Origin of the sequence: Ruegeria arenilitoris (assembly GCF_013030985.1) — a bacterium.
In the GTDB taxonomy this organism is placed as follows: Bacteria; Pseudomonadota; Alphaproteobacteria; order Rhodobacterales; family Rhodobacteraceae; genus Ruegeria; species Ruegeria arenilitoris_B.
Window position 1 is genome coordinate 370419 of sequence record NZ_WPYP01000001.1, and the last position, 17030, is coordinate 387448.

A 17030-nucleotide genomic window follows, 5' to 3' on the forward strand; every position below is an offset into this window, starting at 1 on the left:
ATGGCCTTGACGCGCGTGCGCTGTCGTGACCTTTTGTGGCGAGGGAGAGATTTGAATATGACGCAGCCGAATTCCATCGATGCCGTTCAGAATATGCTGGGCGCGCAGGGCTATGTTTGCGGCCGGGCCCTGGCCACGGTTGTGTTCCTGTCGCTGAAACTGGGCCGCCCCTTGTTTCTGGAGGGCGAGGCCGGGGTGGGCAAGACCGAGATCGCCAAGGCACTGGCAGCGGGTCTGAATCGGCGTCTGATCCGGTTGCAATGTTACGAGGGGCTGGATGCCTCCTCGGCTGTCTACGAATGGAACTTCCCGGCACAGATGGTGGCGATCCGGACGGCAGAAGCGTCGGGTGGAGCGGACCGTGGCGCGCTGCAATCCGAGCTGTTCTCGGACGAGTATCTGATCGAACGTCCGTTGTTGCAGGCGATGCGCCCCGACGAAAACGGCGCGCCAGTCCTGTTGATCGACGAACTGGACCGCACGGATGAACCTTTTGAGGCGTTCCTGCTGGAGGCACTGAGCGACTTTCAGGTCACCATCCCCGAACTCGGGACCGTCAAAGCCCCCGAACCACCCATCGTCATCGTCACCTCGAACCGCACGCGCGAGGTGCATGACGCGCTGAAACGCCGTTGCCTCTATCACTGGGTCGATTACCCCGATTTCGACCGCGAGATCGAAATCCTCCACGCCCGCGCCCCCGAGGCTGCCGAGGCGCTCAGCCGCGAGGTTGTGGCTTTCGTCCAGCACCTGCGCACCGAAGACCTGTTCAAGAAACCCGGCGTCGCCGAGACCATCGACTGGGCCAAATGCCTGCTGGCGCTGGACGTGATCAACCTCAGCCCCGAGGTGATCGGTGACACACTGGGCGCGATCTTGAAATACCAGGACGACATCCAGAAACTGCAGGGATCCGAGGCGAAACGGATTCTGGATGAGGCGAAAGCTGAATTGGACGTTGCATGATACTTTTTCGCCCAACCGGGGCCAAAGAACTGGAGCTGGTACAGCAAAGCGGTTGGACGTCATGGCCGCCGCGTTTGCCCGACCAACCGATCTTTTATCCAGTGACTACATTTGACTATGCAGAGAAAATTGCGCGGGACTGGAATTCGGTGCTGCCCGATCCGGAAAACTATGGCTTCGTGACCGAGTTCGAAATCAGTCCTGACGCAGTGCAAAGGTATCCGGTTCAGGATGCCGGGGGCAAGGCGCACACGGAACTCTGGGTTCCCGCCGAGGACCTGCCGTGGTTCAACACACAGATACAAGGACAAATCCGCGTGGTTGCCTGCTACCGTGATGGCCATCGCGTACCGATGACAGAACATTTATTGTCTGCAAGTTTCGTCTGATGCTTCATCATTCTCAATACACTTCGGGGGTATGGGGGCAACGCCCCCATGAATGGTAGTGGCGGAACAATTCCCCCTCGATATCCCCGACAGCCCCAAGCTGGCGCAGAACATCACCCATTTCGCTCGGGCTTTGCGTAAGGCAGGGCTGCCGATTGGGACAGGCCGTGTCGTCGATGCAATCCGGGCGGTGCAGGCCGCTGGGTTCACCGAAAAGAGGGATTTCTACTGGACGCTCCACGCCTGTTTCGTCAACCGCCCCGAGCATCGGACGGTGTTCGCGCAGGTCTTTCGCATGTATTGGCGCGACCCGCGTTACATGGAGCACATGATGGCGATGATGCTGCCTGCCATCCGGGGTGTGCAGGAGGAACGCAAAGCCGATGCCGCCGAAAAACGCGCGGCCGAGGCGTTGCTGGACGGGGTCGAACGCGATCTGCCCGAGGCGGTCGAGCAGGAAGAAGAGACCGAGCTGGAGATTGACGCCTCGCAAACCGCGTCCTCCGAGGAACGGCTGCGCAGTCTGGATTTCGAACAGATGAGCACGGCCGAGATCGCACAGGCCAAACGTATGCTGGCGCGGTTGACGTTACCGGTAAAACCCATCGACTCGCGGCGCGGGCAGGCCAGCCATCTAGGGCATCGGATCGACCGTGCCCGCACCCTGCGCGCCGCGATGCGCCAGGGCGGAGAGCTGCGCAATATCGCGCGCCTGAAGCCGAAACCGCGTTGGCCCAACCTTGTGGTGCTGTGCGATATCTCGGGGTCGATGAGCCAGTACAGCCGGATTATCCTGCATTTCCTGCACTCGGTTTCAAACGCCAAAGGCGCCGGTTGGGCCAAGGTCCATGCGTTCACTTTCGGCACACGCCTGACCAACATCACCCGCCACCTGCAGCAGCGCGACGTGGATGCCGCCTTGGCCGCTGCCGGGGCCGAGGCACAGGATTGGGAAGGCGGCACCCGGATCGGCGAATGCCTGCACGCGTTCAACCGCGATTGGTCGCGCAGGGTCACGGGGCAGGGGGCGGTGGTGCTTTTGATCTCGGACGGTTTGGACCGGGGCGATCCCGAGGCGTTGGGGAAAGAGATGGAGCGCCTGCACCTCTCTGCGCGTCGTCTGATCTGGCTCAATCCGCTTTTGCGTTGGGACGGTTTCGCGCCCAAGGCGCAGGGTGTGGCGGCGATGCTGCCGCACGTGGACAGTTTTCGCGCGGGCCACTCCATTGCGTCTTTGGAGGATCTTGCCGCCGTTATCTCACAACCCGACGACGTGGGAGAGAAAGCGCGGCTGATGACCGCGCTTTCGGGGTGATTAGCCACCCACCTGTTCTTCGTTGCACTTGCGCGCCATTTCCATGGCCTTGTAGGTGCCGGTCAGATCGACGGTGAAGGCAAATTCCTTCTCGGGGAACACGACCATGACCTTCTGCTTGGCAATGTCATCCGCGAACTGAGGGTCGTCGGACAGAACATAGCCGCCGGAATACCCTTTGGTGATGTTGCCCTTCATGCCGGTGGCTTCGCCCAGATAGATGTTGTCGCCCAGCAGGATCGCCACGGCCTCTTTCTCGCCGCGCTTGATGTCTGTCTTGGCCTTGGTGAACACGCCCACATAACCGACGCTGCGGTCTTGCGTCAGCCCCATCTGAACCACGTTTTCGGAGTCATCAACGGCCTCGATCAGGCAGGATTTCTTGTCCTGATCGATGAATACCTTCCATCCCTCGACCTCACCATAGCGCAGGAAAGTATCTGCGCTGACTGCGGTCGATGCCAGCATCCCAATTGCCATTCCGAGTGTAAAAATGCGTTTCAACTCTCTGTCTCCCTTGTGAAAAATTAATATGCGCATACTGGAATGCACCAGTCGCGCGTGTAGGCTAGAATCAGGTCTGCTGACAATCAATCCTTTGCGTAAACTGTGGAAATCCGAGCTTCTTTGTGCCGAAGGAACGGTTATTTCGGCCTGTACAACACCCTCCGGGGTATGGGTTCCTTTTCATCCCGTCAAACCTGCCTATGTTGGGGCTGAACACTCCGGGAGGGTGCAATGGACAGATTCGACAACAGCCCCGAAACGGCCCTGCGCTGGTATCGCGACGGAAAACCTGTCGCATTGGCCACGGTGGTCGAGACCTGGGGCAGCGCGCCGCGGCGTGTGGGTGCTCAGCTGGTCATTGGTGGCGACGGCCGCATCGAAGGGTCGGTCTCGGGCGGCTGTGTCGAGGGCGCGGTCGTGGTCGAAGCTCTGGAGGCGATCGACGAAGGTGAAGCACGGTTGTTGGAATTCGGTGTCAGCGACGAGGATGCCTTTGCCGTGGGGTTGGCCTGCGGCGGCACCATCCGTGTGTTGGTCGAACCAGTGGGCAAGGTACTGCCCGAGCCCATGCTGCGTGAACTGGTTGATGCCCGGGCCCGGCGTGAACCGATTGCCTACGAGGTAAATATCGAAACCGGCCACCGCACTTTGCGGCGCAACGCCTATGCGGACCGCTTGCGCATGGATCGGTCGGGATTCGAGGAAGACGGTCAGACCTTCGTGGCGGTGCATAATCCTCCGCTGCGGCTGATCGTTGTTGGCGCCGTTCATATCGCGCAGGCCTTGGTGCCGATGGCGCGGATCGCCGGATATGATCCGGCCATCATCGACCCACGCGATGCCTTTGCCTCGAGCGCGCGTTTTCCCGGTGAGACGATCCTGACCGACTGGCCGGACGAGGCGGTTGCCAAACTGGGGATGGATGCGCGTACGGCTGTGGTGCTGTTGACCCATGACCCCAAGCTGGACGACCCGGCCCTGCAATCCGCGCTTCAGGCCGGGGTGTTCTATATCGGCGCTCTGGGCTCGACCCGGACCCATGCCAAGCGTGTGACACGGATGAAAGAGGCTGGGTTCACCGACGCACAGATCGCGCGCATTCACGGGCCGATCGGTCTGGATATTGGTGCTGCGGACCCATCGGAAATCGCGGTGTCCATTCTGGCGCAAATGACAGCTGTGTTGCGGGGCAAAGCGTGAAGTTCGGCCCCGTTCCCGTTGATCAGGCTGCAGGATCAATCCTGGCGCACTCTGTAAAGGCCGGAGAGACCAAGCTGCGCAAGGGCCTCTTGTTGACAGCCGAGCATCAGGAGGCATTGGTCGCGGCGGGGCATGGTTCGGTCACTGTTGCCCGGCTGGAGCCGGGAGATTGTCATGAAGACAAAGCGGCCGGGATGCTGGCAGATGCTCTGGTCCCTGACCCCCAGGCAGCCGCGTTGCGGGTGACGCAACCGTTCACCGGCCGGGTGAACCTGTTGGCGGATGGGCCGGGGGTTGCGGTACTGGATGTCGCGGCACTTGAGGCGTTCAATCAGGTCAACCCGATGATCACCGTGGCCACCGTTCCGCAATATCAGCAGATGAGCGCAGGCGGCATGGTCGCGACGATCAAGGTCATTTCCTATGCTGTGCCGGGAGGAGACGTTCTTGAAGTTTCGCGCCTGGCGAAGGGTGCGATCCGTCTGGCTACGCCTATCTACCGAAACGCCGGGCTGGTGGTAACCGACATTCCCGGCGGGCCACCGAACGAAAAAGGCATCGCTGCAATTCAGGGCCGGGTAGAGGCTTTGGGATTGGAGTTGGCCGATGTGCGCGTTGTCCCGCACCAGACCGAGGCCCTTGCGACCGCCATCGGGGAAACGCAAGGCGACGTGCTGATGATCCTGACCGGCTCGGCCACCTCGGATGTGTCTGACGTGGCGCCTCAGGCAGTCCGTGCTGCAGGCGGGCAGGTGGATCGTTTCGGAATGCCGGTCGATCCGGGGAACCTGCTGTTTCTGGGGGCGCAAGGCGTGCGTCCGGTGATCGGATTGCCGGGATGTGCGCGGTCTCCGGCATTAAACGGGGCGGATTGGGTTCTGTCACGCGTCGCCTGCGGGATTGCGACGACCGGCGCGGATATTGCCGCGATGGGGGTTGGCGGTCTGCTCAAGGAAATCCCGACACGACCGCAGCCAAGGGCAGGGCGCAAGGGATAACACGACGGTTATTTGCCTTTCCGGTTCAACGAAATAGATGTTGGCAATTGCCCGAGTGACCGACCAAAACACTCGCTAAATATTTTTGTTCTCAAACAAATTTTCCCGTGTTTAACTCTGCGCAGGGAGAGTTTCATTTTGGGAGGAACATATGACACAGGTCTCAATGACCGTGAACGGGAAGTCCGTGAGCGGTGATGTCGAGGGCCGGACGCTGCTGTCCAGCTTTCTGCGTGAAAACCTGTCGCTGACCGGAACCCATGTGGGTTGCGATACCGCGCAATGTGGCGCGTGTGTGGTTCACGTGAATGGCGAGGCGGTCAAATCCTGCAACATGCTGGCGCTTGAGGCTGATGGGGCCGAGGTCGGCACGATCGAAGGTCAGGCGAACGCCGATGGCTCGTTGAATGTCATCCAGCAGGCCTTTCAGGATCATCACGGTCTGCAATGCGGGTTCTGCACGCCGGGCATGGTGATGAGTGCTGCGGCCCTGCTGAAAGACAACCCACGTCCGACCGAGGCCGAAATCCGCAAATACCTGGAAGGCAACCTGTGTCGTTGCACCGGCTATCACAACATCGTCAAGGCGATCATGGCCGCATCCGGCCAGAACGTGGGCAGCATCGCTGCCGAATGATGCCACTGCGGGCGCAAGAGGAGACGCCCGTGGGATGAGAAAGGGTGCATCAGCATCCGTTTATGGGAGGAGAACAAGCAATGCCCAAAGACAGTGGCATCGGAGCCAGTTCCAAGCGGCGCGAGGACGTACGCTTTCTGACCGGAGCGGGCAATTACACCGACGACATAAACGTACATGGCCAGGCCTATGTACATTTTCTGCGGTCCGACATCGCGCATGGCCGGATCAAATCCGTGGACACTTCGGCGGCCGAGGGCATGCCGGGCGTGGTCAAGGTTTTCACCGGCAAGGATTTCGAAGGCGTGGGCGGGATGCCCTGCGGCTGGGAGGTGACCGACAAGCACGGTGCGCCCATGCAAGAGCCTCCGCACCCGATCCTGGCCCAGGGCAAGGTGCGCCATGTTGGTGACCCGATCGCAGCCGTTGTCGCGGACAGCCTTGAGCAGGCGCGCGACGCGGCCGAGGCCATCGATGTGGATATTGAGGAACTGCCAGCAGTCATGAACATGAAAGCCGCGGCGCAGGATGGGGCGACGCTGGTTCATGACGATCTGAAAAACAACATCTGCTATGACTGGCAATTGGGCGAGACCGATGACGCCAAGGTCGATGAGGTCTTTGCCAATGCGGCCCATGTGACCACTCTGGACTTGGTCAACAATCGGTTGGTCGCCAACCCGATGGAGCCGCGTGTTGCCGTGGCCGAATACAAGCGCGGCACGGATGAGTACACGCTGTTTACGACGTCACAGAACCCGCACGTGATCCGCCTGCTGATGTGTGCCTTTGTGCTGGGGTTGCCGGAACATAAAGTACGCGTTGTGGCCCCGGATGTGGGCGGCGGTTTCGGCACCAAGATTTTCCACTATGCGGAAGAGGCGTTCTGCACTTTCGCCGCCAAGGCATGTGGTCGTCCGGTCAAGTGGACTTCCAGCCGGTCCGAGGCGTTCATGTCGGATGCCCATGGTCGTGACCATGTCAGCAAGATCGAATTGGCACTGGATGCGGACAACAACTTTATCGGCCTGCGCACCAACACCTACGCCAATCTGGGCGCCTATCTGTCGACCTTCTCCAGTTCGGTACCGACCTGGCTGCATGGCACGCTGATGGCAGGCAACTACAAGACGCCGGTCATTCAGGTGAACGTAAAGGCGATGTTCACCAACACGGTGCCTGTGGACGCCTATCGCGGTGCGGGCCGCCCCGAGGCGACCTTCCAGCTGGAGCGTGTCGTGGATAAGGCCGCGCGTGAATTGGGCGTCGATCCGATTGCTCTGCGCCGCCAGAACTTCATCACCCAATTCCCCTATGACACGCCGGTGGCGCTGACCTATGACACCGGGAATTACAACGGGACGATGGACAAGCTTGAGGCCGCCGCCGATCTGGCGGGCTTTGCCGCGCGGCGTGCTGAAAGCGAGGCCAAGGGCAAGCTGCGCGGTCTGGGCATCAACTGTTATATCGAGGCTTGCGGCATCGCACCTTCGAATATCGTCGGTATGCTGGGGGCCCGGGCGGGTCTTTATGATGCGGCGACCGTTCGGGTGAACGCCACCGGTTCGATCAGCGTCATGGTCGGTGCGCATAGCCACGGGCAGGGGCATGAGACCGCCTTCCCGCAGGTTGTGGCCGATATGATCGGCATCGACGAGTCGATGGTCGAGATCGTGCATGGGGACACGTCGAAGATCCCGTTTGGCATGGGCACCTATGGCTCGCGTTCGCTGGCGGTTTGTGGCTCGGCCATGGTCAAGGCGACCGAGAAGGTGATCGAGAAAGCCAAGCGGATCGCCGCCCACCTGCTGGAGGCGTCCGAGGCGGATATCGAGTTGAAGGATGGTCAGTTCAGCGTCGCAGGCACCGACAAGTCGGTGGCCTGGGGCGATGTGACTTTGACGGCGTATGTGCCGCACAACTATCCGCTGGAGGTCGAGCCTGGGCTGGAGGAAACCGCGTTTTATGATCCGGCCAACTTCACCTTCCCGGCTGGCGCTTATGCCTGTGAGGTCGAGGTAGACCCCGAGACAGGTCAGGTGACCATCGAGGCCTTCACTGCCGCGGATGACTTCGGCAACATCGTCAATCCGATGATCGTGGATGGTCAGGTGCATGGCGGCATCGGTCAGGGCATCGGGCAGGCGCTGCTTGAAAACTGCGCCTATGACGAGAATGGCCAGCTGCTGAGTGCATCCTACATGGACTACGCCATGCCGCGTGCGGATGACGTGCCGTTTTATGGTGTCGATCACTCCAGTCAGACGCCCTGTACCCATAACCCGTTGGGTGTGAAGGGCTGTGGCGAGGCCGGGGCCATCGGTTCACCGCCTGCAGTGGTCAACGCGGTGCTGGATGCGCTGAACTCGGGTGGCAAGGCGGTCGATCACATCGACATGCCGGTGAGCCCGTCGCGCGTCTGGGCGGCGATGAACAGCTGAATGGAGAGGGTGGACCGGGGGCCAGCCCCCGGACCCCCGGGATATTTATAGCCAGATGAAGGGCGGATCCGCGCCTTTCGGAAAGGAAGACGAAATGTACAATTTCGAGTTTGAGAAGCCCTCGACCATTGCCGACGCGGTTGCCGCGTTGGGGGCCGAGGATGCGCAGGCGCTAGGGGGTGGTCAGACGTTGATCCCGACGCTGAAGCAGCGGCTGGCGGCGCCGTCCAAGCTGGTGTCGGTAAGCGGAATAGCCGAGATGAAGGGGGTCTGCGTCGAGGACGACGGCTCGGTAGCCGTTGGCGGGGCGACCACCCATGCCACGGTTGCGTCCGAGGCTGCGGGCAACTATCCGGCCCTTGCGGCGTTGGCGGGTCAGATCGGTGATCCGGCGGTGCGCAATCGCGGCACCATTGGCGGGTCGATTGCCAATAACGATCCGGCAGCCTGTTACCCGGCCGCTGTGTTGGGGTCGGGTGCAACTGTGGTTACCAATGCGCGGCAGATCGCTGCGGACGATTTCTTTGAGGGAATGTTCTCGACTGCTCTGGATGAGGGTGAGATCGTCACCTCGGTCCGGTTCCCGGTACCGCAGGCGGCAAGCTATCAGAAGTTCCTGCAACCGGCCTCGCGGTTTGCTTTGGTAGGCGTCTACGTGGCGCGGTTTGCCGATGGTGTGCGTGTCGCCGTCACCGGTGCAAGCGAAGATGGTGTGTTCCGTTGGTCTGAGGCAGAGGAGGCGCTGAACAAAGAGTTCCGCGCAGATGCGTTGATGGATCTGCGCATCAATCCGGCCAACATGATCGCTGATCTGCACGGCAGCAAGGAATACCGTGCGCATCTGGTCGGCGTCATGACCAAACGGGCCGTCGAAGCCTGTATGTAAGACGCAGCGATTAGGCAAAGCTCCGGTGGAATGCCGGGGCTTTTTATGTTCGGCGAAGTCTTGGCGGTTTTGCGGGTTGCCAATAGGCCCCGGTATCTTCGCGTGCCTTTTGATAGGCTTCTATGCGCTGCCGGGCCGCGTCGCCTCCGGCATCGAAGAGGTGCCCCAGCAGGCATTCCAGAACGGCCATTGCTCCGGTGTAACAGGAAAACGGGTACAAGGCGCGGGTGCTGACAGTGAAGGCGATGTCTGGCTCGACCCCGGGGGCGATTACGTCGCTGTCCGAGATCAGGATCAGGCGCAGGCCTTGTTGTTTTGCGAACCGCATCGACTGGATGGTGTCCGCGGAATAGGGGTGGACGGTGATGGCGACCAGGCAATCGTTTTGGTCTGCGTCCAGCAGATCGTCGGCGGCAGACCCAATATGGCGTGGCACCAGTTGGATGCCCGGATGCGCCATGCGTCCTGTGTACGAGAAGTAATAGGCCAGAGCGTAACTTGCGCGTGTCGCCGTGACGAAACACCTGCGGGACGCGGTGATGAACCGGACCGCTTCGCGTGTTTTTTGGGGCTTCATCAGGCGCAAGGACCGAGTGACGACATTCTGTTCGTTCTGCGCCAGCTTTGCCTGCGCGTTGCTGAACGCATCCTCAGTTTGCATCGTGGTTAGCCAGTCCTGCCCCAGTTCACCTTCTCGATCCGTGACCAATGCGTGCCGGAATGGTGCGCGGAAAGATTCGAAGCTGTCGAAGCCCGTGCGTCGCGCTAGCCGGACCAGAACGTTGGAGCTGACGCCGACCTTGGTCGCCGTCGTACGGATCGGATCCAGGCCGAAGTCTCCGGGATGATCGATGATGTACTTGGCGGCTGCCTGCAGGGCCGAAGGCATCCGTTCGATGCCCTGACGCAGTCGGTCGGTAATCTGATTTGGAGTGTTTTTCATGAGCAAAGAAAAACAAATGTTTTGAAATAAACAAGTAAAAAACGGTGCAAGCTTGATTAGATGGCAGGTGTTATCAGAGGAATGGGCATGTCAGACACGCGAATAAATACCGAAACCGCTCGTCGCCCCTATGTGCTGGTCGCGCCGAATGGAGCGCGGCGAGGGCGGTCGGATCATCCCGGATTGCCCGTTTCAATTGATCAGATCGTGGACGCTGCGCGCGCCTGTTTTGAGGCCGGGGCGCACGGGTTGCATTTGCATATTCGCGACAAGCAGGGGCAGCACGCGCTGGACGCGGGCCAATACCTTGAAACGATGGCCGAGCTGCGCCGGGTCGTTCCAGAGATGGACATCCAGATCACGACCGAGGCTGCGGGTCTGTTCGAAGTGCCTGCGCAGTTGGCATGTCTGGAACAGGTGCGGCCGGATTGGGCCTCGATATCCGTCCGGGAAATCGCGCGGGCACCCGAGCTGGCGCCGCATGTCTATGGGCTGTGTGCCGAGCAGGGGACGCGGGTTCAGCATATCCTGTATGACGCGGATGACGCTGCCTTGCTGAAGCAATGGCAAAAGGCTGGAATTGTGCGGGACGGTCAGGTGGACCGCCTTTTAGTTCTGGGGCGGTATACGTCCGGCCAGCAGTCCGCGCCGAAGGACTTGGATCAGTTTCCGGTGGATACATCACCATGGATGGTTTGCGCCTTTGGTGCGCAGGAACATGCTTGTTTGGCTTACGCGGCCCAGCAGGGAGGAGACGTTCGGGTAGGCTTTGAAAACAGCCTGACCGACCAAACCGGAAATCAATGGAAAGACAATGCCGCGTCGGTGTCGGCGCTTATTGCCATGTTGGAAGGGGCAGTTGAATGAGTCACGTATTCCCACGCCACACGAAGTCAGACCTGCCCATCGCCGCAGGGGGGGACGGGTGCTATCTGATCGATACGCAGGGCCGTCGTTACCTGGACTGCGGAGATGCCGCAGTGTCCTGTCTGGGCCATTCAAATCCGGCCGTGATCCGGGCGGTGCAGGAGCAGGTGGAGAAGATCGCCTTTGCCCATACTGGTTTCATGACCTCGGAACCGGCCGAGGCGCTGGCGGATCTGCTGGTCGAGCACGCTCCGGGCGATCTGAATAGTGTGTATTTTGTTTCGGGCGGGTCCGAGGCGACCGAGGCGGCGATCAAACTTGCACGGCAGTATTATCTGGAGATCGGCCAGCCCGAGCGGCGACATGTGATTGCCCGGCGGCAAAGCTATCACGGCAATACCTTGGGCGCCCTGTCGGCCGGTGGGAACGCGTGGCGACGTGCGCAATTTGCTCCGATGCTGATCGACATGACCCATATCGCGCCTTGCTATGAATATGCCGAGAAATCGGAAGGCGAGAGCAGCCATGACTACGGTCAGCGTGTCGCCAACGAGCTGGAGGCTGAAATCCTGCGGCTAGGTCCCGAGACCGTGATGGCCTTCATGGCCGAACCGGTCGTGGGGGCGACACTGGGCGCGGTGCCTGCGGTCGAGGGGTATTTCAAACGCATCCGCGAGATCTGCGATCAGTACGGCGTGCTGCTGATTCTGGATGAGGTGATGTGCGGCATGGGTCGGACTGGTCATCTGTTTGCCTGCGATCATGACCGTGTCGCCCCGGATATCCTGTGCATCGCCAAAGGGTTGGGGGCTGGATATCAGCCGATCGGGGCGATGATGTGTACCGGGAGGATTTACGATGCGATCCGCGACGGGTCCGGGTTCTTTCAGCACGGCCACACTTACATTGGGCATCCGGTCGCTACGGCGGCGGCGCTGGCCGTTATCCGCGAACTGACCGGGCGTGATTTGCCTGCAAGGGCAGGTGTCATGGGGGAGAAACTGCAATCGGCACTTGAGGCCGCGTTGGGACAACATCCCAACGTTGGGGATGTTCGGGGTCGTGGCTTGTTCCGGGGCATTGAGCTGGTAGCGGATCGCGACAGCAAAACACCGTTCGACCCAGCGCTCGGCGTGGCAGGTAAGATCAAGAAGGCTGCGCTGGCCGAAGGTCTGATCTGTTACCCGATGTCAGGCACTCGCGACGGACGGATGGGCGATCACATCCTGCTGGCACCGCCGTTCATCATCGAAGAGGCACAGATTGACGAGTTGGTCGGCAAGCTGAGCAAGGCAATATCAGCGGTGATCTGACGGCTGAAAAAAGAAAAGCCCCCTCGGATGAGGGGGCTTTGAATTCCCGGTCGGCTAAGACCTTACTTCTGCGGCAGAGGCCCGATCATCATGATCATCTGACGGCCTTCCATCTTGGGCATGTTTTCGATCTTACCCAGATCCTTTACGTCCTCGGCTACACGTTCCAGCAGCTCGCGGCCCAGATTCTGGTGCGCCATCTCGCGACCGCGGAAGCGCAGGGTAACTTTAACCTTGTCACCGTTTTCCAAAAACTTGAACACGTTCCGCATTTTGACGTCATAGTCATGGGTGTCGGTGTTGGGTCGGAATTTGACCTCTTTCACTTCAATGATTTTTTGCTTCTTGCGGGCTTCGCTTTCACGTTTCTGCTGTTCGTATTTGAACTTGCCGAAATCCATGATCTTGCAGACGGGCGGGTTCGCATTAGGCGAGATTTCAACCAAATCAAGTCCGACATCGGCGGCCATCTGCATTGCTTTGGCGGGATGAACCACCCCGACGTTTTCACCTTCGGCGCCGATCAGGCGAATTTCGGGGGCACGGATCTTTTCATTGACGCGCGGGCCGGTGTCTCTCTGCGGCGGCGCGTTGTGAGGTCTGCGGGCTATGGGTTCATTCCTTTGATGATTGCAGAATTTCGAGCCCGGAATTTAGACTGCTGCGCGTCTTGATTCAAGCGCCAACCTTGCCGAAAGACCTCAATAAATCAGGTTTAACAGCGGGTTTATGCGCGGGCCATGGTCAATCCAGCGGCCCGCGCGATAGGATCAGCCGACAAAGGCCTTTTCGATCACGAATTCCTTGGGCTCGGAATTGGCGCCTTCGCGCAGGCCGAACTCTTCCAGAATTGCCTTGATGTCCAGGTTGAAGGCCAGCGACCCGCAAACCATGGCGCGGTCGGTTTCCGGCTGGATGCCGCCCTCGATGCCCAGATCGGAAAACACGGTGCCGTCTTTCAGCAGGTTTGTGATGCGGCCCATCTTGGGGCTCTCTTCCCGCGTGGTGGTCGGGTAGTAACGGATCTTGTCCGCAAACCCTTCGCCAATCAGCTCGGCCAACATCTCGTCCTGACGGATGCTCTCGATCAGCTGACGGCCATACTCCAGCTCTGCCACTTCGCGGCAGGTATGGGTGATGATGACTTCGTCATAGTCCTCATAGGTCTGCGGTTCGCGCAGCAGCGAGGCGAACGGCGCAAAGCCGGTGCCGGTGGCAAAGAACCACAGACGCTTGCCGGGCAGCAGGGCGTCGTGGACCAGCGTGCCAACGGGCTTGGGACGCAGGATGATCTGGTCACCCGCCTTGATGTGTTGCAGTTTCGAGGTCAGCGGACCGTCCTGCACCTTGATCGAATAGAACTCCAGCTCTTCGTCCCAGGACGGCGAGGCAATCGAATAGGCGCGCAGCAAGGGTTTGCCATTGTCGCCCAGCAGGCCGATCATCACGAACTCGCCCGAGCGGAACCGCAGCGAGGCAGGGCGCGACACCTTGAAGGAAAACAGGCTGTCGGTCCAGTGTTTGACGTCCGTTACGGTTTGGGCGTCCGGCAGAACGGGGGCCTTTACGGCGGTAGCTTCGGTCACGGGCTTCATCTCTGTCATCGTTTCACTGCCGGTCTGCTAAACCGACATCTCCGTTTAAGCTTTGATCCACATCAGGAAAAGGGGCAGATTGCCCCTTTCCTTAATTTAAGCTGGCTGTTGGCGGTCTTAGCCGCGCAGGCGGGCCTGATAGCTGTGGTCTTTCCAGTTGGCGCGGGCCAGCCACTGATCTTCGGGTTGACGGGCGGCCAGAGCGTCGTCGATCTCGACTTCGTCAAATCCGCTGCGGCGCGCCATGGCATATTGATCAGCCAGAACATGCCCTTTGGCGCGCAAGCGGCCAGTATAACCTTTCAGGCGCAGTACACGTGCGATTGTAAAGCCACGACCATCGGCTGAGGACGGAAAGTCCACGCGCACCATCTGTGCGCTGCCCAGGCGGTCAATCAGCTCATCCGGGTCAATGTCCGAGGCCACATCCAGCGCGACCACATCATTGGCCGCGTCTTCCAGGGTGACAAACCCGTCGGTCCAGTCATCGGGGGCAAACCCCGTATCCGATACGATTACGTTCATGTTTTCTCTCCGGCGCGCACCATCTTGCCATCGACAAAATGGATGCCGCATTCTTCTTTGTTCTGATCGCGCCAGCGTCCGGCACGGGGGTCTTCGCCCTCTTTGACCGGCGAGGTGCAGGGCGCACAGCCGATCGAAGGGTATCCTTTGGCCACCAGCGGGTGCCGGGGCAAGTTGTTTTCGTCCATATAGGCGCGCACGTCCTCGGGCGCCCAATGGGCCAGCGGGTTGACCTTGATCCGGCCTGTGCCGTCCTCGACCTCGAAGAACTCGAGCGCGGCGCGGGTGCCGGACTGGAACCGTTTGCGGCCGGTGATCCAGCCATCATACCCCATCAGTGCCCGCTGCAGCGGGAAGGTCTTGCGCAGGTTGCAGCACGCATCCATGTCCCGCAAACGCAACGCGCCATAAGGGTCGTCGCGCTGAACGTCCTCGTCCTCGGCGCGGAGGACGTGGACGTTCTTCAGGCCCAGACGTTCGCTCACCTCTTGCTGGTATTCCAACGTTTCGGTGAACAGCATCTGAGTGTCCACGAACAGCACCGGGGTCATCTTGTTGACCACCGCCGCCATGTGCAGCAACACCACCGATTCCGCACCAAAGCTCGAAACCAGCGCAAGCTCGTCAATCTCCTCCAAAGCGCCATGCATGACGTCATGGGCGCTGTGGTGGCGGAACTGGGCGTTCAGCGCTTCGACCCTTTCGGTCAATTCGCTTCGGTCTTTACCCAGTTCCGTCTGGATCAGGTCAAGCGGCATTAGCCTGCGCCTCGGGGTAGAGCGCCGCCTTGAACGGCGCCATGCCTACCCGACGATAGGTCTGCAGGAAAGTTTCCTCGCTGCTTTCGCGTTGCTCCAGATAGGTGTCGACGATGCGCTCAACGGCAGGCACGATCTCGTCATAGGCAAAGCCGGGACCAGTGCGGTCGCCAATGGCCGCGTTCTCGGTGCCGTCTCCACCCAGAGTGATCTGGTAGTTTTCGACACCTGCGCGATCCAGACCCAGGATGCCGATATGACCCACGTGGTGGTGACCACATGCGTTGATGCAGCCCGAGATCTTGATCTTCAGGTGACCGATATCATGCTCCAGCTTCAGGTCTTCGAAGCGGGTCGCGATTTCCTGCGCAACAGGGATCGAGCGTGCTGTGGCCAGCGCGCAGTAGTCCATGCCGGGGCAGGCGATGATGTCGCTGATCAGACCGATATTGGCGGTCGCCAGCTCGTATTTCTTCAGCTTCGCATGGATCGCGGGCAGGTCCGATTTGTGAACATGCGGCAGGATCACGTTCTGCTCATGGCTGATGCGCAGCTCGTCATAGGCGAACTCTTCGGCCAGATCGGCCATCACGCGCATCTGTTCAGCAGTCGCATCACCCGGTGTCGCACCGTGTTTCTTGATCGAGATCGTGACGATCGCGTGGTCCGCGTTCTTGTGCGGTGCGATGTTGGTGTCGACCCACGACCGGAAGACCGGGTCGCTGGTATAGGCGCTCTCGAACGAGGCAACCGAGCCTTCGCGGAAGGCAGGTGCCGCGAAGTGGGCCTTGATCTCTTCCAGCAGGTTCATGTCGGCACCCTTGAACTGCGGGCGAACCTGCAAGAAGCGCTCGTTAACCTTCGCGCGGATGGTGTCGATGCCGTTTTCGTGCACGGTGATCTTGATACGCGCTTTGTACTTGTTGTCGCGGCGGCCGATCTGGTTCCACACGGAAACGGTGGCTTCCAGGTAGGCCAGCAGATCGTCAAATGCGACAAATTCGGACAGCTCTTTACCGATCATCGGGGTACGGCCCAGACCGCCACCCACGATAACGCGGGCACCCAGAACGCCGTCACGCTCGACCAGTTGCAGGCCGATATCGTGCGCCTTGATCACGGCGCGGTCGTTTTCCGAACCGGTGATGGCGATCTTGAACTTACGCGGCATGAACTGAAATTCCGGGTGGTCGGTCGACCACTGGCGCAGCAGTTCGGCATAGGGCCGGGGGTCGGCGACCTCATCCGCGGCTGCACCGGCGAAATGGTCGGCGGTAACGTTGCGGATAGTGTTGCCCGAGGTCTGGATGGCGTGCATCCCAACTTCGGCCAGCGCGTCCAGCATATCAGGTACGTCGTTCAGTTTCGGCCAGTTGTACTGGATGTTCTGGCGGGTGGTGAAGTGGCCATAGCCCTTGTCCCACTTTTCAGCCAGCAGGGCCAGTTGGCGCATCTGCGCGCTGGACAGGGTGCCATAGGGGATGGCGACCCGCAGCATGTAAGCATGCAGCTGCAGATACAGGCCATTCATCAGGCGCAGGGGCTTGAATTCGTCTTCGGTCAGCGAGCCGTCAATGCGGCGCTCGACCTGCGCGCGGAACTGCGCGTTACGTTCTGCCAAAAATGCTGTGTCGAACTCGGAGTAGCGATACATGATTAGCTGTCCTTGATTGCAGCCCCGAACCTTGGG

Annotated in this window: 17 protein-coding genes; 10 read left to right on the forward strand and 7 right to left on the reverse strand. The window is 60.3% G+C overall.

The window, feature by feature from the left end; genetic code table 11:
• Positions 1-57 precede the first annotated feature (57 nt).
• From GOX88_RS01780 to GOX88_RS01790, 3 genes are read left to right on the forward strand one after another with little or no spacing between them, the layout of a single operon-like run.
• The gene (locus GOX88_RS01780; RefSeq protein ID WP_170398378.1) at positions 58-966 is read left to right on the forward strand and encodes an AAA family ATPase; all 909 of its coding nucleotides are present in this window, start codon (positions 58-60) and stop codon (positions 964-966) included.
• The gene (locus GOX88_RS01785; RefSeq protein ID WP_170398382.1) at positions 963-1355 is read left to right on the forward strand and encodes an ADP-ribosylation/crystallin J1; all 393 of its coding nucleotides are present in this window, start codon (positions 963-965) and stop codon (positions 1353-1355) included. The genes GOX88_RS01780 and GOX88_RS01785 overlap by 4 nt, the downstream gene beginning before the upstream one ends.
• 58 nt (positions 1356-1413) lie before the next feature.
• Positions 1414-2670: a vWA domain-containing protein gene (locus GOX88_RS01790; protein WP_170400228.1), complete on the forward strand. Its 1257-nt coding sequence runs from the start codon at positions 1414-1416 to the stop codon at positions 2668-2670.
• Here the strand turns inward: GOX88_RS01790 and GOX88_RS01795 are convergent, their stop codons facing one another.
• Positions 2671-3174, reverse strand: a complete 504-nt coding sequence (locus GOX88_RS01795) for a hypothetical protein (RefSeq protein WP_170398385.1) — start codon at positions 3172-3174, stop codon at positions 2671-2673.
• Positions 3175-3408: 234 nt separating this feature from the next.
• Here GOX88_RS01795 and GOX88_RS01800 point away from each other — a divergent pair, with 234 nt between their 5' ends.
• The 5 genes from GOX88_RS01800 to GOX88_RS01820 all read left to right on the forward strand — a co-directional run bounded on the left by GOX88_RS01800 (position 3409) and on the right by GOX88_RS01820 (position 9339).
• On the forward strand, positions 3409-4377 hold the full coding sequence (locus GOX88_RS01800; RefSeq protein ID WP_170398388.1) for an XdhC family protein: 969 nt from the start codon (positions 3409-3411) through the stop codon (positions 4375-4377).
• The gene (locus GOX88_RS01805; RefSeq protein ID WP_170398391.1) at positions 4374-5375 is read left to right on the forward strand and encodes a molybdopterin-binding protein; all 1002 of its coding nucleotides are present in this window, start codon (positions 4374-4376) and stop codon (positions 5373-5375) included. The genes GOX88_RS01800 and GOX88_RS01805 overlap by 4 nt, the downstream gene beginning before the upstream one ends.
• 151 nt (positions 5376-5526) lie before the next feature.
• Positions 5527-6012 (forward strand): (2Fe-2S)-binding protein, encoded by a 486-nt coding sequence (locus GOX88_RS01810; protein WP_170398396.1) that lies wholly within the window; start codon positions 5527-5529, stop codon positions 6010-6012.
• 80 nt (positions 6013-6092) lie between these two features.
• Positions 6093-8453, forward strand: coding sequence for a xanthine dehydrogenase family protein molybdopterin-binding subunit (locus tag GOX88_RS01815; protein WP_170398399.1), 2361 nt, complete (start codon positions 6093-6095; stop codon positions 8451-8453).
• A gap of 94 nt (positions 8454-8547) precedes the next feature.
• Positions 8548-9339, forward strand: coding sequence for an FAD binding domain-containing protein (locus GOX88_RS01820; protein ID WP_170398403.1), 792 nt, complete (start codon positions 8548-8550; stop codon positions 9337-9339).
• 43 nt (positions 9340-9382) lie between these two features.
• Here the strand turns inward: GOX88_RS01820 and GOX88_RS01825 are convergent, their stop codons facing one another.
• Positions 9383-10282: a MurR/RpiR family transcriptional regulator gene (locus GOX88_RS01825; RefSeq protein ID WP_170398407.1), complete on the reverse strand. Its 900-nt coding sequence runs from the start codon at positions 10280-10282 to the stop codon at positions 9383-9385.
• Between the two features lie 87 nt (positions 10283-10369).
• On the opposite strand from GOX88_RS01825, the gene GOX88_RS01830 reads away from it, so the two are divergent.
• Together GOX88_RS01830 and GOX88_RS01835 are read left to right on the forward strand one after the other, a co-directional pair.
• Entirely contained in the window at positions 10370-11149 is a 780-nt protein-coding gene (locus GOX88_RS01830) for a 3-keto-5-aminohexanoate cleavage protein (RefSeq protein ID WP_254443264.1), read from the forward strand.
• Positions 11146-12462, forward strand: a complete 1317-nt coding sequence (locus GOX88_RS01835; protein WP_170398413.1) for an aspartate aminotransferase family protein — start codon at positions 11146-11148, stop codon at positions 12460-12462. The genes GOX88_RS01830 and GOX88_RS01835 overlap by 4 nt, the downstream gene beginning before the upstream one ends.
• Before the next feature lie 62 nt (positions 12463-12524).
• On the opposite strand, the gene infC is transcribed toward GOX88_RS01835, so the two are convergent.
• From infC to GOX88_RS01860, 5 genes are all read right to left on the reverse strand, one after another.
• Complete coding sequence (gene infC / locus GOX88_RS01840; protein WP_437436417.1) at positions 12525-13115, reverse strand: translation initiation factor IF-3; 591 nt, start codon at positions 13113-13115, stop codon at positions 12525-12527.
• Positions 13116-13232: 117 nt separating this feature from the next.
• The gene (locus GOX88_RS01845; protein WP_170398416.1) at positions 13233-14066 is read right to left on the reverse strand and encodes a ferredoxin--NADP reductase; all 834 of its coding nucleotides are present in this window, start codon (positions 14064-14066) and stop codon (positions 13233-13235) included.
• Between the two features lie 108 nt (positions 14067-14174).
• Positions 14175-14582, reverse strand: coding sequence for a DUF934 domain-containing protein (locus GOX88_RS01850; protein ID WP_170398419.1), 408 nt, complete (start codon positions 14580-14582; stop codon positions 14175-14177).
• A complete protein-coding gene (locus GOX88_RS01855; RefSeq protein WP_170398422.1) occupies positions 14579-15340 on the reverse strand; it encodes a phosphoadenylyl-sulfate reductase in 762 nt (253 codons plus the stop codon). Before GOX88_RS01855 ends, GOX88_RS01850 begins: the two co-directional genes overlap by 4 nt.
• Entirely contained in the window at positions 15330-16994 is a 1665-nt protein-coding gene (locus GOX88_RS01860) for a nitrite/sulfite reductase (RefSeq protein WP_170398425.1), read from the reverse strand. The genes GOX88_RS01855 and GOX88_RS01860 overlap by 11 nt, the downstream gene beginning before the upstream one ends.
• Positions 16995-17030: the final 36 nt, after the last annotated feature.

Coding starts and splice junctions, on each gene's coding strand:
- GOX88_RS01780 (WP_170398378.1), top strand. CDS start 58: ATGACGCAGCCGAATTCCATCGATGCCGTTCAGAATATGCTGGGCGCG.
- GOX88_RS01785 (WP_170398382.1), top strand. CDS start 963: ATGATACTTTTTCGCCCAACCGGGGCCAAAGAACTGGAGCTGGTACAG.
- GOX88_RS01800 (WP_170398388.1), top strand. CDS start 3,409: ATGGACAGATTCGACAACAGCCCCGAAACGGCCCTGCGCTGGTATCGC.
- GOX88_RS01810 (WP_170398396.1), top strand. CDS start 5,527: ATGACACAGGTCTCAATGACCGTGAACGGGAAGTCCGTGAGCGGTGAT.
- GOX88_RS01815 (WP_170398399.1), top strand. CDS start 6,093: ATGCCCAAAGACAGTGGCATCGGAGCCAGTTCCAAGCGGCGCGAGGAC.
- GOX88_RS01820 (WP_170398403.1), top strand. CDS start 8,548: ATGTACAATTTCGAGTTTGAGAAGCCCTCGACCATTGCCGACGCGGTT.
- GOX88_RS01825 (WP_170398407.1), bottom strand. CDS start 10,282: ATGAAAAACACTCCAAATCAGATTACCGACCGACTGCGTCAGGGCATC.
- GOX88_RS01830 (WP_254443264.1), top strand. CDS start 10,370: ATGTCAGACACGCGAATAAATACCGAAACCGCTCGTCGCCCCTATGTG.
- GOX88_RS01835 (WP_170398413.1), top strand. CDS start 11,146: ATGAGTCACGTATTCCCACGCCACACGAAGTCAGACCTGCCCATCGCC.
- GOX88_RS01845 (WP_170398416.1), bottom strand. CDS start 14,066: ATGACAGAGATGAAGCCCGTGACCGAAGCTACCGCCGTAAAGGCCCCC.
- GOX88_RS01850 (WP_170398419.1), bottom strand. CDS start 14,582: ATGAACGTAATCGTATCGGATACGGGGTTTGCCCCCGATGACTGGACC.
- GOX88_RS01855 (WP_170398422.1), bottom strand. CDS start 15,340: ATGCCGCTTGACCTGATCCAGACGGAACTGGGTAAAGACCGAAGCGAA.
- GOX88_RS01860 (WP_170398425.1), bottom strand. CDS start 16,994: ATGTATCGCTACTCCGAGTTCGACACAGCATTTTTGGCAGAACGTAAC.